Consider the following 15,359-nt stretch of genomic DNA (forward strand, 5'->3'; position numbering starts at 1 on the left):
CTGCTCACATCCAGTCGACGTCGGCCGACGTCTTGCCGTCGGCGAGGCGAGCGTAGCCGGGGCCGCGGTCGAAGAACGGCTCCTCGCCTGCGCGGGCGGCGCGCAGCTCGGCGCGAAGGGCGTCGGAACCCGCTGTGTCGACGACCGGAGCGTCCTTGGTCCCCGAGGCGACCACGCCGTATGCCGCGCGGGCGCCCTCGAAGGACACCTTGCCCCAGCGCAGGTCGCGCTCGACGTCCTCGTAGGGACGCTCGAGCGGGTCACCCCAGCCACCGCCGCCGGTGGTGCGGATCCTGATGACCTGACCCGCCTTGACCGGTTCGGCATCGGCCAGGGCGTCGACCTCGCGCTCGTCGGGACCGCCGAGGTCGATGGTGACGTTGAAGGAGCTGCCGGCCTTGCCGCCCTTGACTCCCCAGCAGGCGAGGATCGACCGGTCGGCGATGGACATGAAGTGCGCGTCCTTGAGCATCCGGATCTGCTTCTCGTAGCCCAGGCCACCGCGGAAGCGCCCAGCGCCGCCGGAGTCGACGGCGAGCCCGAGCCGCTCGACGATGAAAGGGAACCGGCTCTCGGTGAACTCGGTGGGCAGGTTCCGCGAGTCGGGCACGACGTGGATGGTGTCCTCGCCATCGGCGTAGTAGCGCCCTCCCGAGCCGCCGCCGAGCACCTCGCGCATGAGGTAGTCGTTGCCGTCGCGGTCCTTGCCGTAGACGCCGGTGTAGCGGATCGTCTCCTGGTCGGCGGGCATCTTGCCGTCGACGGCCTTGGCCACGACGCCGGCCAGCACCCCGAGCAGCCTGAGGATGACGAAGGTCCGGGCGTTCGTGGGGGCGGGGAAGATCGGCGTCAGCAGGGTGCCCTTGTCCGGGAAGCGCATCTCGATGAGCGGCACGATGCCCTCGTTGACGTCGAGCTCGGCCATCCGTTCCGGGGTGTCGGCGAGGTTGCGCAGGATCGGCGCGAGCCACTTCTTGAGGAAGTTGCCGCCGACGTAGTCACCGCAGTGGTTGATCGGCCCCTTGGCCTGCGGTGCCGTGCCGGTGAAGTCGATGATGAGCCGAGGGCCCCCGTCCCCCGGACCAGGACCCCCCGTGGGCTCCTTGGTCAGGGTGATCCGCTGGGTGTGCAGCCTGGGGTCGTCCACGCCGTCGTGCTCGGCGTAGTCCTCCCAGACGTAGGTGCCGTCGGGGATCTTGGACAGGATCTCTCGCCGGTACGTCTCCGTGGTCTGGTCGAGGATCGTGTCGAACGCCGCCTCGATTGTGTCGCGGCCATAGCGCTCGAACAGCTCGGACAGCCGCCGGGCCCCCATCAGGCAGGCCGAGCACTCCGCGTCGAGGTCGGCCGCCAGGGAGTCGGGCATGCGGGAGTTGCGGGTCATGATCCGCAGGGCGGCCTTGTTGGGAACTCCCTTGTCCCACAGCTTGATCGGCGGGACCGCCAGGCCCTCCTCGTAGACGCTGGACGCGTTGCTGGGCATCGAGCCCGGCACCGCGCCACCGATGTCGTCGTGGTGGCCGAACGCCTGCACGAACGCCACGACCTCACCGCCGCTGAACACCGGCACCGTCACGCACAGGTCGGGGAGGTGCCCGATGCCGCCCTCGGACTCGTAGACGTCGTTGTGGAAGAAGACGTCCCCCTCGCTCATCTCCGACAGCGGGAAGTCGCGGGCGATCGGGTGCACGAGGGCCGAGTAGGACCGGCCGGTGAGCTTGCGCAGCTGCCGGTCGTGGATGCCCGCCCGGAAGTCGTGCGCGTCGCGGATCATGGGGGAGCGGCTGGTGCGCGCGATGGCGGTCTCGACCTCCATCTCGACGCTGGCCAGCGTCCCCTGGACGATCTCCACGAGAATCGGGTCGACGGTGCTTCCCGGAGGTGTGAGCCGGTTGCCGTGCTCGTATGCCGTGGGCAGGCCGGCGTTGTTCATCGCGCACCTTCTGTTGAGGTGATGGGGGCTGCTGGGGGGTTCCGCGTGATGACGAGGTTGCCGATGGAGTCGACCCGCACCGTGAAGCCGGGGTGGACCGGCACGGTGGAGCCGAACTCCTCGATGACCGCAGGACCGTCGAGGGTGTCGCCGGCCCGCAGGTCCGGACGCCAGTAGATCGGGGTGTCGGCGGTCCCGGTGTCGGCGTCGAAGCAGACCGCCCGCGTGCTCGTGGGCGCGGGCAAGGCGGCAGAACCGGCCGAGTTTGAAGGATCGTGGTGACCATCACCCGGACTGGCCTTCAAAGTCGCGGCGTCGCGGGTCTCGACCTCGCGCAGCTCGGGACGCGTGATCGGGCCCACTCCCGTCACCCGGAGGTTGACCCACTCGACCTGCTGGGTCGGGTCGTCCCGGAAGTCGTAGCCGTACAACGCGCGGTGCTCCGCGTGGAACGCATCGGCCACGCCCGCGGCATACGCCTCGTCGACGGCGCCCTCGGGGGCGGCGACGCGCACCTCGAAGGCCTGGCCGAAGTAGCGCAGGTCGACGGTGCGCGAGTAGCGGTGCTCGTCGCGCGGGAAGCCTTCTCCGTCAAGGGCTTTCGCGGCCTTGGCGGTGAGCTCGTCGAACGTCTTCTGCACCCCCGGGTAGTCGAGCGTGGCGTGCTTGGACACCATCGTCTGGACGTAGTCGTTCTTGACGTCCACGGTGAGGAGCCCGAAGGCGGAGACGTTGCCCGGGTTCTGCGGGACGACGACCCCGGCGAGGTCGAGGATGTCCACGAGCCGGCAGCCGAGCAGCGAGCCGGAGCCGCCGAACGTCGTGAGCATGAAGTCGCGTACGTCCAGGCCACGCTTCACCGAGACCTGGCGCAGCGCGTTTGCCTGGTTCCACGCGGAGATCTCGAGGATGCCGGTGGCGCACCGGACCGGGTCGATGCCGAGCTGGTCGGCCAGGGCGTCGATGCCCGCGCGAGCGGCGTCCACATCGAGGGGGATCTCGCCGCCGAGCAGGTGCGGAGGGATCCGGCCGAGGACGACGTGCGCGTCGGTGATCGTCGGCTGGGTGCCCCCCTTGGCATAGCAGAGCGGGCCGGGATCGGCGCCGGCGGAGTGCGGTCCCACCCTCAGCGTGCCCTCGGGGGAGACCCAGGCGATGGAACCCCCACCGGCGCCGACGGTGACCACGTCGATCATCGGGATCTTGCTGGGGTAGGCCCCGACGGTGCCCTCGGTCGTCAGGGTGGGCTCGCCGTCGAGGACGACGCTGACGTCGGTCGACGTGCCCCCGCCGTCACACGTCAGCACCTTGGGGAACCCGGCCCGCTTGGCGATCAGGCCGGCCCCGAGCGCGCCCGCTGCCGGCCCGGACAGCACCGTCGTGATCGGCTGGTGCACGACCTCGTCCGCCGACAGCACGCCGCCGTTGGACTTCATGATGTAGAAGGGGATCCCGCTGGCGAAGTCGTCGAGCCGCGTGTGGATGTTGGTGACGTAGCGGCTCACGTTGGGCTTCACGGCCGCGTCGACGAGGGTCGTCATCGAGCGCTCGTACTCGCGGTACTCACGCAGCACCTCGCTCGAGATCGACACGATCGCCTCGGGGTGCTCGCGCTGGAGGATCTCGCGCATCGCCAGCTCGTGCGAGTCGTTGGCGTAGGAGTGCAGGAAGCACACGCCGAGCGTGGTGATCCCGCGGTCCCGGAACCAGTGGGCCGCAGCCACGGCCGTGGCCTCGTCGAACGGCCGGAGCTCGTTGCCCTGGAAGTCCATCCGGCCACCGACCGTGCGCACGGCGTCCGCCGGCACGATGCGAGGCGGCTTCACCCAGAAGTAGGAGTTGCCGTAGCCGTCAGGGACCGCCTGGCGGGCGATCTCGAGCATGAACTCGTAGCCCTCGCTGGTGATGAAGCCGAGCCGTTCGACCTTGCCCTCGAGAAGCTTGTTGGTCGCGACCGTCGTCCCGTGGCAGACCGCCGTGATGTCCGGCCCGGCCGCACCCATGAGGTCCAGCACCTTCGCGACGCCGTTGATGAAGCCGTCCGCCGGGTTGCTCGGTGTCGACGGCGTCTTGGTCGTCACCATCTCGCCCGAGTCCTCGTCGAACGCCACCACGTCCGTGAACGTGCCGCCCGTGTCGATACCGATCCTGATCCGCCGCTGAGCCATGGGTGAGATTCAACCGGTCAGGCGTCCACCTCGCCTTGGCACATGTTGCCAACCACGCCGGTGAAGGCTGTGTCGTCAGTCCTGCGCGGGGAGCGCCGGCCCCCGCACGGCACTCCGGAGCGGGTCGGCTCCGAGCATCGGCACCGCGCGCCAGCCGAGATGCACCGTGCCGTCGGTGCGGGTGTGGAGGCGCATGGTGTGTGGGGTCTCGATGAGGCGGACGTCCGCACTGAAGCAGCCGTCACCGTCCCAGCCGCCGGAGGCGACGACGGGCAGCTCGACGCCACCCACGGCGAGCGTCGATGACGCCCACGTGCCGTCGCCCACGTCGAGGACCACCTTGGTGCCGTGGCAGTCCAGGACCATCTCGTATGCCGCGCCGCCGGGCGAGAGGCTCATCGCGGCATACGCAGGGGGAAGGGTGCTGTCCTCGGCGCGCACCCACCACCCGGTTTCCGGGCCCTGGGCCGAGGACGACGGGGTGGGGACCGCCAGGGTGGCCAACCGCTCCTCGAGTGCGGCGTCGGCGAGTTCGTCGCCGCTCTCGTCCACGTGCCCGACGGCTGGCAGCAGGTGATCCCAGACCAGGTCGAGGACGGCTTGCATGTCGAGGGTCTCGCTGGTGATGGCGACCGCCATGTCCTGCTCGGGGAGCACGATGGCGTACTGGCCGTAGGCGCCGTCACCGCGGTAGCCGTGCCGGGCGCTCCAGAACGAGCAGCCGTAGCCCTCGCGCCAGTCGGGGTTGGGGTCGGCCTCACGGTTGGGCAGGCCAGTCGGTGTCGTCGCCGTCCTGACCCACTCGGGCGACAGCAGCACGGACCCGTCCCACTGGCCGTGGTCGAGGTGGAGCTGCGCCAGGGCGAGGATGGCGTCGGATCCGACGTGGATCCCCGAGAACCCCAGCTCACGGCCGGTCACGGTGCGGTGCCACACCACGTCGCCCCCGCCGCGGGGGTCGAGCAGCGGCAGGACCCGCTCGCGCAGCAGCGACAGCACCGACGAGCCCGTGACCCCCCGCACGGCACCCGCGGCGAGGTAGGTGGCGATCTGGTTGTAGGCCCAGGCCGTCCCCGGCTCGTGCTCGGGCGGGGACGCGAGGATCGCGGCCAGCACGGGGTCGGTGCGGTCGCCCTCGCCGGGCTGGTCGTAGGTCGCCCGCGTGACCTCGGGACCCCAGCCCTCCCCGTCGTGACCGGTCGCCATCGTGAGGCAGTGGCCGAGGGTCAGCCGCCGGTAGCGGTCGGGTACGTCGACCCCGGCAGGCAGGTCGCCGGGAGGCAGCAGGTCGAGGACCGGCTGGTCGAGCGAGAGCCGTCCCTCGTCGACGAGCAGCCCGACCGCCGTGGCCGTGAACGACTTGCTCAGTGAGTAGACGAGCTGGACGCGCTCGGGGGCATAGGGCGCCCACCACCCGCGCGCGACGACGTGGCCGTGCCTTGCGACCAGGAGGCTGTGCGGGTCGTGACCGTCCGACTCGAGGGCGTCGATGACGGCGAGGAGGCCGAGCGCGTCGACGCCCTGGGCCGAGGGTGTGCTGGTGGGCAGCGGCATGCCGGTCAGTCTCGTTGCCGAGGTGCATTCGTGCCACTGGTGCCTCGGATCGACCGCGGTGTGGTCCGTACAGGTCGATCCATGGCTCGCGGCCGCGAAGGTCTCTCCACAACGTGAAACCGGCCTTCGCGATCGTGCAGGCTGGTTTCGCTTTCTGAAAGTTGCTAGGTGGGCTCCGGTCCGGGCTCCGGCTGGTCCGCTCCCAAGCGGCCTCGGTGGTCGAGGGGGATGAGCGGCTTCTCGCCACGGACCTTGAGCTGCTGGACGCCCCAGGTGTTGCCATCGGGGTCGGCGAAACCGAAGAAGGTGCCCCCGTCGCGTTCGTCGAACACGGTGATCTCGCTGCACTCGACCCCCCGGCCGGTCAGCTCCTCGCGGGCCGCGGCCGCGTCGGCGACCACGAGCTGCAGGCCACGCATCGAGCCGGGCGTCATCTCCTGTTGCGAGGGCAGGGTGCCGATGACGATCGAGCACCCGGAGCCCTCGGGGGTCAGCTGCGCGACGTCCATGAAGTCATTGGTGGTGCGGTGGTCGAGGTGGAAGCCGACCTTGTCGCGGTAGAACTCGATGGCCGACGTCAGGTCGGAGACGGGCAGGATGACAACTTCGAGGGTCCAGTCCATGGCGCCCATCCTGCCGGGTTCGCCTCCGCGCTGTAAGGACGTCAGTGGGGGAAGGACGTCTCCGCGGGGCGTTCGAGCTCGTCGCGGTGGTTGCGGATCAGGTCGAGGTTGCGGTCCCGCAGGTGGTCGAAGCCCTGGCCGATGTTGGAGCCCGGCGTGAGCGAAGACAGGGCCGTCGCCGGGTCGAGCAGGGCCGATACCCACCCCTCGTGCGACGCGGCCTTGGCGGCGATGTGGGCGTTCGGCGTCACGATGTGCGAGTTGCCGAAGTAGAGCACCCCCGCCGGGTCGATGCCGGTGGCGTTGGCGCCGATGACGTAGACGTGGTTGTCGTAGGCGCGTGCCCGAGACGTCAGCTCCCAGATGTCGGCCGACCGCAGCAGTGCCGACGGCCGGGCGATCACCTCAGCCCCCTGCACGGCCTGGATCCGGGACAGCTCGGGGTAGTCGCCGTCGAAGCAGATGATCATGCCGATCCTGCCGAGGTCGGTGTCACAGACCGTGACGGTGTTGCCGGGGGTCACCCACCCGCCGCCGTCCACGTGCTCGGTGCAGAACGGGTGGGTCTTCCGGTAGACGCCGATGACGTCACCAGAGCGGTCGATCAGCACCGAGGAGTTGTAGACGACCCCCCGCTCGGGCCCACGCTCGTAGGTGCCCAGCACGGCATAAACACCGAGGTCGCGGGCCACCGCCTGCACGGGTTCGGTCACGGGACCCGGGATCTCCGACACGAGGTCCCACAGCTCCTCGGTCGTGCAGTCGGGGGTGAACCCCGTCGTCGCCGACTCGGGGAGCACGACGAGCTCGGCGCCCGTCGCGTCGACGCAGCGCCGCGTGAAGTCGACGCACTTGTCGAGGTTCTTGCGCACCGACTCCGGGGACAACGGTCCCGGCACCGGCGCGAGCTGGATGGCAGCGGCTGTGAATGCACGCATCAACGTCCTCCGATCGCCCATCCCACGATAACCCCGGCCAGCGCGATCGCCCCGCCCGTGAGGACGCCCCAGGCATACGGACGGCCGCCGTACGCTGCCGTGGAGGTGCCGACCCCCTGGATGGGCCGGGGGCCGCTGGGCACCTCCTCGACGGAGACGCCGGGGCTGACGTACTTGCCGGCCTTCTTCTCCTTGCGGACCCCGGCGATGTCGTCGTCCACCGCCTCGAAGAACTGCCCGGCCATCTTCCTGGTCACACCGGCGAGCATCCGCTGACCGACGCCACCGATCACCCCGCCGACCGCTGCGTCGGCGTCGTAGCTCAGGTCCGTGCCACCGCCGGCCGAAGGCGCGAGGCGAACCACGACGTCCGCGTCGACCGTGCCCGGGCCGCCGGCGCCCTGCGCCTTCATCGTGAACTGCTCGGGATGCTGCGGGTCACGCAGCGCGACCTTGCCCTCGTAGGTGCCCTTGATCGCCGCGACACCCGCCGTGACGGTCATGGCGTACTCGTCGGGGCCGACCTCGGTGAGCGCCTCGCAGCCGGGCAGGCAGCGGGCCAGCACCTCGGGGTCGTGGAACGCGTCCCACACCTGTTGGGGCGTCGCCTTGAGGGCGGCGGTGCCGGAGATCTTCATGGTGCCTCCTGGGCAGGCGGGGCGGGTGCGGAGCCTGACGACGTGGTGGGTGCAGGTGGGGCCGAGGCGTGCCGCGTGCGGGCGAGCGAGGGGATCTCACCGCGGGCGTGCCGCTGGCGCAGCTCCCACAGCTCGACCGGGGAGATCGGCATCGAGGTGATCGGGAAGCCCTCGGCGTCCTCGATGGCCGAGGCGATGACCGCCGTCACGGGGATGCAGCCGGCCTCGCCAGCACCCTTGATGCCCAACGGGTTCAGCGGCGACGGGGTCTCGAGGTGGTCGGTCTCGATGTGCGGCACCTCGGAGGCGTAGGGCATCAGGAAGTCCATGAAGCTCGCATTGAGCAGCTGCCCGGACTCGTCGTAGACCATCCGTTCGTAGAGCGCTCCACCCACGCCCTGGGCGACGCCGCCGTGGACCTGTCCCTCGACGATGAGCGGGTTGATCATGTTGCCGCAGTCGTGGATGACGCAGTAGCGCAGGATGCGGATCTCGGCGGTGACCGGGTCGGTCTCGACGATCGCCGCGTGCATGCCGTTGGCGAAGGTGGCCTGGGTCGGCGAGTAGAAGTCCTTGCCCTCCAGGCCGGGCTCGTCGTCGTCGGCGACGGGGGGCTTGTCGGGGTCGTTGCTCCCGGCGAACTGAGTGGCCGCCTTGGCCGCGTCGTCGAACGCGTAGCGCAACGGGTTGGACATGACGGAGATGGTGCCCAAGGACATCGTGGTTCCGGGGGCGCCCTTGACCTGCACGACGCCGTCGACGATCTCGAGGTCCTCGGCCGACACCTCGAGGGCGTCCGCCGCGATGCGAAGTGCCTTGGCCCTGACGTTGCGCGCGGCGAGGGCGATCGCGTTGCCGCTCATCACCGCTGCGCGGGAGGCGAACGTGCCGACGGCATACGGCATCCGGCGGGTGTCGCCGGTGGTGACGAAGACGTCCTCCAGGCGCACGCCGAGCTCCTGCGCGACGATCTGGGCGAACGACGTCTCGTGTCCCTGGCCCTGCGAGGTCAGGCCGGTGGACACGTTGACCCGACCACTCGTCTCGATCTGGATGTGACCGCCCTCGTAGGGGCCGACGCCGGTGCCCTCGACGTAGCAGCCGATGCCCAGCCCGACCCGGCGACCCTCCGCCTCGGCCTGGGCGCGGTAGGCCGCGAAGTCGTCCCAGCCCACGAGGGCCTTGAGCTTGGCGAGCGAGGCGGGGAAGTCGCCCGAGTCGTACTTGAGCGGCCGCCCGTCCTGGAAGAGCAGCCCGTGGTCGTAGGGCATCTCGCTCGGGAGGATGAAGTTGCGCGACCGCACCTCGGCCCGGTCGAGACCCAGGCGGTCGGCGATGGCGTCCATCGTGCGCTCCATGGCGAAGCAGCCCTGCGGCCGTCCGGCGCCGCGGTAGGGAGTCACGAGCACGGTGTTGGTGTAGAGCGACCAGAACTCACACCGGTAGGCGCCCGGCTTGTAGGGACCGAGCAGCTGGGTGGAGGTGATGATCGGGACGATGATGCCGTAGGGGGTGTAGGCGCCGTTGTCGTGCCAGAACTTGACGTCGAGGCCGAGGATGCGCCCGTCGTCGTCGAAGCCGACGCGGATCTGCTGCAGCTGCCCACGCTCGTGCGCGCTGGAGATGAAGTGCTCGCGACGGTCCTCGGTCCACTTCACCTCCTGCTCGAGAAGTCTTGCGGCCCAAGGGATCAGGACCTCTTCGGGCCACGGGTGGTTGATCTTGACCCCGAAGCCGCCGCCCACGTCAGGGGCGATGCACTCGACCTTGGCGAGCGGCAGGTCCAGCTTGGCGGCCACGGCTGCCCGGACCCCCGTCGAGGTCTGGGTGGAGGAGAAGATGCGCAGCTCACCCTTGTCGGTGTCCCACCGGGCCAGGACGCCCTTGCCCTCCATCGGCATGCAGGCGCTGCGCTCGATGTCGAGGTCCAGCTCCAGCGTGTGGGGCGCGGCGTCGATGGCCGCGTCGACGTCGCCGACCTCCTGGAGCATGCGACAGGCGACGTTGCCGGGCACGTCCTCGTGGACCAGCGCCGACCCGTCGCGGGCGTTGGCGATCCCGACGACGGGGGTGAGCAGCTCGTAGTCCACCCGGATCCGCTGGCAGACGTCCTCGGCGACGTAGCGGTCGCGGGCGACCACCATGACGATCGCCTCGCCGACGTAGTTGACCTCGTCACGCGCCAGGGCGAACTGCGTGCGGCCGTGGGTCAGGGTGGGGTGGGGGATGAGCAGGGGGAGCGGTTCGCCGACCTTGCCCGGCAGGTCCTCGTGGGTCCAGATCCCGACGAGTCCGTCGATCTCGAACGCGTCGGTGACGTCGATGTCGACGATGCGGGCGTGGGCGTGCGGGCTGCGCACGAAGGCGGCAGCCAGCGCGCCGTGACCCATGTCGTCGAGGTAGCGACCGCCGCCGGTGACCAGGCGCGGGTCCTCCTTGCGGGTGACGCGCGCCCCGAACATCTGGGTCGTCACGTCGCCTCCCCGGTCGCGAGCTCCCCGCTCGCAAGCTCAGCGGGATGCCGCGTGCCCGGCTCCGCGGCATACCCCGCGCGTCCGCGCTCGGCACGGATCTCGGCTGCGCGCAGGACGGACTTCACGATGTTCTGGTAGCCGGTGCAGCGGCACAGGTTGCCCGAGATCGCCTCGCGAGCTTCCTCTGAGGTCGGGTGCGGGTGGTCCTCGAGGTAGGCGGTGATGGTGGTCAGGAAGCCGGGCGTGCAGAAGCCGCACTGCAAGCCGTGGCACTCGGTGAACGCCTGCTGGACCGGGCCCATGGCCTCGATGGTGCCGAGGCCCTCGACCGTGGTGATCTCGTGGGCCTGGGCGGTGACCGCGAACATCAGGCAGGACCGCATCGGCTGGCCGTCGACGAGCACGGTGCAGGCACCGCAGACCCCGTGCTCGCAGCCGACGTGGGTGCCGGTGAGTCGCAGGTCGTGGCGCAGGAAGTCGGACAGCAGGCGTCGGGCCGGAGCCTTCGCGTGGCGGGGGACCCCGTTGACCGTGACGGTCAGGTCGAGCAGCTCTTCGATGGCCGGTTCGGTCATGCTGCTGGACCCTCCGTGTCGTGTGAGCTCCGTTGCCAGGCAAGGGAGCTCGCGGCGGCCTCGGCCAACGTCAGTCGGGCGAGCTCGGCTGCCAGCATGGCTCGGTACTCGGCGGTGGCGTGGATGTCGCCCTCGGGCTCGATGGCGTCGCGGACGAGGTCGGCCGACGTCGACCAGTCGACGGCGCCCGGCTCCTGCCCCACGAACAGGGACGTCACGTCCAGGGTGCGGGGGACGTCGGTGACCGAGACGAAGGACAGGCGGGCGTCCGCCACGACACCGTCGGTCGTGCGGACCGCGGCGGCCACGCCGGCCATCGCGTAGTCGCCGTGTCGGCGGGCGCGTTCCATGAAGGCCGTGCCCGTGCCGACAGCGAACCGCCGGAACCGCACCGCGACAGCCAGCTCCTCGGCCTCCAGGGACGTCTCGAGGGCGCCCTGGAAGAAGTCGGCCACAGCGATCTCGCGGGAGCCGGACGTTGAGACCGCCTCGACGACCCCGTCGGTGAGGGCGAGCATCGCGGGCATCTCGCCGGCAGCATCGGCGTGGGCGATCGAGCCCACGGTGGTCCCCCGGTTGCGGATGACGGGGTGCGCCACGTTGACCAGCGCCTGGCGCAGCAGCGGCAACGCGGCATACGCCTCGTCGTGGTGCTCGAGCTGCGCGTGGCGCACCAACGCACCCACCCGCACCTCGGTGTCACTCACGGTCACGTCGGCGATGCCGGCGACCTGGTTGATGTCGACCAGGTGGGCGGGGGAGGCGAGGCGCATGTTCAGGATCGGGATGAGGCTCTGGCCGCCCGCCAGGACCTTGCCTTCGTGCCCGACCTCGGCCAGCACCGCGACCGCCTCTGCGACGGTGCGAGGGGCGTGGTGCACGAACGGGGCGGGCTTCACGGACTGATCCTGCCTTCTCGAGTCGGTGGGGGCTAGTTCCGCACTGGAGCGGTGGGCGGGGGAAAGGGTGTGGGCCCCCGATGCTGGATCGAGGGCCCACACCAGGGGGGTCAGCGTCGGGTGTCGCCCTGGTACAGGTCGTCGATCCCGTCGCTGTCGCCATAGGTGTCCTTGCCGCCGACGGTCAGCACCGTGCCCTCGGCCCGAGCACGCAGCTCGGCGGGTGCCAACGCCTTGGCGACGTGGTAGGCCACGACGGCCACGATCGTGCCGAGCGCGATCCCGGTGAGGGAGAAGCTGTCGGTGAACTTGAGCGTGACGTTGCCGATGCCGATGACGATGCCCGCGGCGACGGGCACCAAGTTGATCGGGTTGCCGAAGTCGACGCCGTTCTCCTTCCAGATCTTGGCGCCGAGCAGGCCGATCATGCCGTAGAGCACGACCGTGATGCCGCCCAGGACGCCACCGGGGGTCGACGCCACGAGGGCACCGAACTTCGGGGAGAACCCGAACAGGATCGCGACGAGCGCGGCGACGTAGTAGGCGGCCGTCGAGTAGACGCGCGTCGCCGCCATGACCCCGATGTTCTCCGCGTAGGTCGTCGTCGGCGAGCCACCCACCGCGGAGGCCACCACCGTGCCGAAGCCGTCAGCGGCGATGGCTCGGCCCATGTAGGGGTCGAGGTCGGTCTTCGTCATCTCGGCGACGGCCTTGACGTGGCCGGTGTTCTCCGCGATCAGGGCGATGACGGCGGGAACGACCAACAGGATGGCGGCCATCGAGAACGAGGGTGCGTGCCAGCCCACGACCTCCTTGCCGGCAACGACCTCGGTGTGCGGGGGGAACCCGAACAACGCGGCGTCCTTGATGCCCTGGAAGTTGGTGCGGAAGTGCGTGGTGATCTTGCCGGCGCCGGGGTCGAAGGCCGTGATCTGGCCAAAGCCCTTGTCGAACAGCCACGACACGACGTAGCCGAAGATGAGCGCGAGGAAGATCGCGATCCGGCCGATGAAGCCCTTGAAGGCGACCGCACAGATGATGGTGAAGGTCATCACCAACAGCGCAACCCACTGGTCCTGTGGCCAGTAGATGTTGGCGACCACGGGGGCGAGGTTGAAGCCGATGAGCATGACCACGGCACCGGTCACGACAGGCGGGAGCACCTTGTGCAGCACGCTCGATCCGAGGAAGTGGATGAGCACGCCCACGAGCGCCAGCACGACACCCGCGACGAGGATCGCACCCGTGACGGTGGCGGAGGTGGCCCCCGCCTGTGCCCGGATGGCGACGACGGCGCCGACGAACGAGGCCGACGTCCCGAGGTAGCTGGGGACCTTGCCCTTGACGATCAGGAGGAAGCAGATCGTCGCGACCCCGCTCATCATGATCGCGAGCTGGGCGTTGAGCCCCATGATCAGGGGAAAGACGAACGTCGCTCCGAACATGGCCACGACGTGCTGGGCGCCGAGCCCGACCGTCTTGCCCCACGACAGTCGCTCATCGGGAGCGACGACGTCGTCGGGGCCCATGGTGCGACCGTCTCCGTGCAGTTTCCAACCCAGGCCCAATGACATGCGGACTCCTTATCCACCAGCGGGGCCACCCTTGGTGACGTGGCCCACAGTCCCGTTCGGGATAGGCGAAAACTAGCGGCCAGACCGCCCGCTGCATTGGGCAATTGTTGCTATCGGGGCCGGAGCGGCTTTCGGCAGAGTATGCGGAGTGGCGCGCTCGCTTTGCGGGCTCGGCAGGAGTCCAAAGGGCTGTGCCGCGTCCCTCCCGCCAGAGGGCGCGGCACCTTCATGCCCAGGCGGCATACCTGCGGGGTCAGATGCCGCGCATCTGGTGCACCTTGAGGGCCAGGGCCAGCTTGAGCCGCAGCTGGGGGTCGGTGGTGAAGGGGCCGAGCATCTTCTCGAGCTTCACGATCCGGTAGCGCAGCGTGTTGTAGTGGAAGAACAGCTGGCGGGCCGTCTCGGCGACGTTCATGTTGGTGTCGATCAGGATCGAGAGCGTGCGGCGCAGGTCGACGTTCTCGGGGGAGTCGTCGGCCGCCAGGCCGCCCAGCGACTCGTCCACGAACCGGCGCAGGTCGGCGCTGTCGGGGATCAGCGCGAGGAGGCGGAAGACTCCGAGGCCGTCGAAGTGGGTGACCGCCGAGTCGCCGTGGAGCTGGCGCCCGACACTCACCGCGCTGAGCGCCTCCTCGTAGGCCTGGGGCAGGTCCGCGACCGAGTCGATCGGCCGCGAGACGCCCGTGGAGAAGGTGCGCCGGCCGCCGCCGCCGATGCCGCTGATCACCCGGACGACCTCGGAGACCGTGCGCATGATGGAGTCGGTGTCCGCGCTCGGGGAGACGCCGCACAAGGCGACGACCTCCTGGCTGAACCCCATGACGGGGGCTCGTGGATCGCGCACCGCCATCGCCTGGCTCCACGCCCGCGAGAAGCGTTCCTGCAGGACCCCGACCTCCTCCGGGGGGCGCGTCGAGTGCGCGTCGTCCTCGTCGGTCTCGGCCACGACCACCACGAGCCTGCGGTCGATGTCCCAGCCCAGCGAGGCCGCGTGGGCAACTGCTTCGGTGGGGGAGCCGGCCCGTCCCGACAGGGCGTCGCGCAGGAACTCGGCGCGGTACTTGCTCTCGACCGCAGAGACGGCCTGCTCCTTGGTGATGGCCAGGGCCGCCACTGTCGCCGCGCGCTCCAGCAGGTGGACGTCGTCGGCGGTGAGGGGGCGGTCACCCACGAACGCGGCCAGCAGCCCGTGGTTGAGGTTGCCCGCCGCGATCCGCACCATGGCGCGACGGGCGTTGGCGCCGTGCGCGGGGCGGATGCCGACCGGTTCGTGCTCGGTGATCAGCCGCCCGGTGCGGTCGAAGCAGTCGAGGGCCAGGGCCGCGGCGAGGTCGTCCTCCGAGCCTGCCCTGGCCAGCACGCGACCGTCGCTCGTGGTCACCATCGCGGCGCCACCGAGAAAGCCGGCCAGGCGCTGGCAGAGGTCCTCCAGCCCGCCACCGGCCAGCACGACCCCGACCAGGATCTGGTGGGCCTCCTCGACCCGTTGGAGGATGCCTGACTGCTGGTCCAGCACTGCGCCGAGGACGTCGGTGACCATCCGCTCGGGCGCGGCCGTGGCGGAGGCCAGCACCAGGGGGAGGCCCGTCGCGGCAGCTCGGGTGCGCCAGTCGCGGAGCTGGACGGCGGTGCCGCCGGCGATGGCGATGGCCGTGGCGCCGTCCACCGAGGACTGTTCGAACGGGTCGCGCCCGGCCGCCTCCCACGCCGCGACGGTGTCGGCGTCCGCGCAGACGAGGTGCTGGCGCGGGTCCGGCGCGGCGCCGAGCAGCGAGGCCCGCATCACGCCGCGTGGCGGCTGCTCGGGGTCCTGGAGCAGCTCGGCGCCGGCGAGCGACGGCAGGGCCAACACGGCCTCGAGGCTCACCCCGCCGACGAGGTCGTGGCTGGGCGCCTGGGTCGGGGGGGCCGCTGGCAACTCCGCGTCAACCAGGCTGCCATCCTTGGCAACATTCACCATGAGGCGACTGTAACGGCAGTCGA

At 70.3% G+C, this 15,359-nt stretch carries 11 protein-coding genes; all 11 read right to left on the bottom strand.

The window, feature by feature from the left end; translation table 11 throughout:
- Nucleotides 1–4: 4 nt before the first annotated feature.
- Nucleotides 5–1,933 carry a hydantoinase B/oxoprolinase family protein gene (locus tag AC1DWR_RS18525; RefSeq protein WP_477614837.1) on the bottom strand — a complete coding sequence of 643 codons (1,929 nt, stop codon included), beginning with the start codon at nt 1,931–1,933 and terminating at the stop codon, nt 5–7.
- A complete protein-coding gene (locus AC1DWR_RS18530; RefSeq protein WP_477624930.1) occupies nt 1,930–4,101 on the bottom strand; it encodes a hydantoinase/oxoprolinase family protein in 2,172 nt (723 codons plus the stop codon). The genes AC1DWR_RS18525 and AC1DWR_RS18530 overlap by 4 nt, the downstream gene beginning before the upstream one ends.
- Before the next feature lie 75 nt (nt 4,102–4,176).
- The gene (locus tag AC1DWR_RS18535; RefSeq protein WP_477624931.1) at nt 4,177–5,655 is read right to left on the bottom strand and encodes a serine hydrolase domain-containing protein; all 1,479 of its coding nucleotides are present in this window, start codon (nt 5,653–5,655) and stop codon (nt 4,177–4,179) included.
- A gap of 164 nt (nt 5,656–5,819) precedes the next feature.
- A complete protein-coding gene (locus AC1DWR_RS18540; protein WP_477614840.1) occupies nt 5,820–6,278 on the bottom strand; it encodes a VOC family protein in 459 nt (152 codons plus the stop codon).
- Nucleotides 6,279–6,319: 41 nt separating this feature from the next.
- Nucleotides 6,320–7,216, bottom strand: a complete 897-nt coding sequence (locus tag AC1DWR_RS18545; RefSeq protein ID WP_477614841.1) for a carbon-nitrogen hydrolase family protein — start codon at nt 7,214–7,216, stop codon at nt 6,320–6,322.
- Nucleotides 7,216–7,854: an SRPBCC family protein gene (locus AC1DWR_RS18550; RefSeq protein ID WP_477614842.1), complete on the bottom strand. Its 639-nt coding sequence runs from the start codon at nt 7,852–7,854 to the stop codon at nt 7,216–7,218. Before AC1DWR_RS18550 ends, AC1DWR_RS18545 begins: the two co-directional genes overlap by 1 nt.
- Nucleotides 7,851–10,328, bottom strand: coding sequence for an aerobic carbon-monoxide dehydrogenase large subunit (gene cutA / locus AC1DWR_RS18555; RefSeq protein WP_477624932.1), 2,478 nt, complete (start codon nt 10,326–10,328; stop codon nt 7,851–7,853). The genes AC1DWR_RS18550 and cutA overlap by 4 nt, the downstream gene beginning before the upstream one ends.
- A complete protein-coding gene (locus AC1DWR_RS18560; RefSeq protein WP_477614844.1) occupies nt 10,325–10,903 on the bottom strand; it encodes a (2Fe-2S)-binding protein in 579 nt (192 codons plus the stop codon). The genes cutA and AC1DWR_RS18560 overlap by 4 nt, the downstream gene beginning before the upstream one ends.
- The gene (locus AC1DWR_RS18565) at nt 10,900–11,802 is read right to left on the bottom strand and encodes an FAD binding domain-containing protein (protein WP_477614845.1); all 903 of its coding nucleotides are present in this window, start codon (nt 11,800–11,802) and stop codon (nt 10,900–10,902) included. Before AC1DWR_RS18565 ends, AC1DWR_RS18560 begins: the two co-directional genes overlap by 4 nt.
- A 110-nt stretch (nt 11,803–11,912) precedes the next feature.
- On the bottom strand, nt 11,913–13,376 hold the full coding sequence (locus tag AC1DWR_RS18570; RefSeq protein WP_477624933.1) for a uracil-xanthine permease family protein: 1,464 nt from the start codon (nt 13,374–13,376) through the stop codon (nt 11,913–11,915).
- Nucleotides 13,377–13,629: 253 nt separating this feature from the next.
- Entirely contained in the window at nt 13,630–15,336 is a 1,707-nt protein-coding gene (locus tag AC1DWR_RS18575) for a PucR family transcriptional regulator (RefSeq protein ID WP_477614847.1), read from the bottom strand.
- Between the last annotated feature and the right edge of the window lie 23 nt (nt 15,337–15,359).

The sequence above is a fragment of the Pedococcus sp. P2_E2 genome (assembly GCF_056403955.1).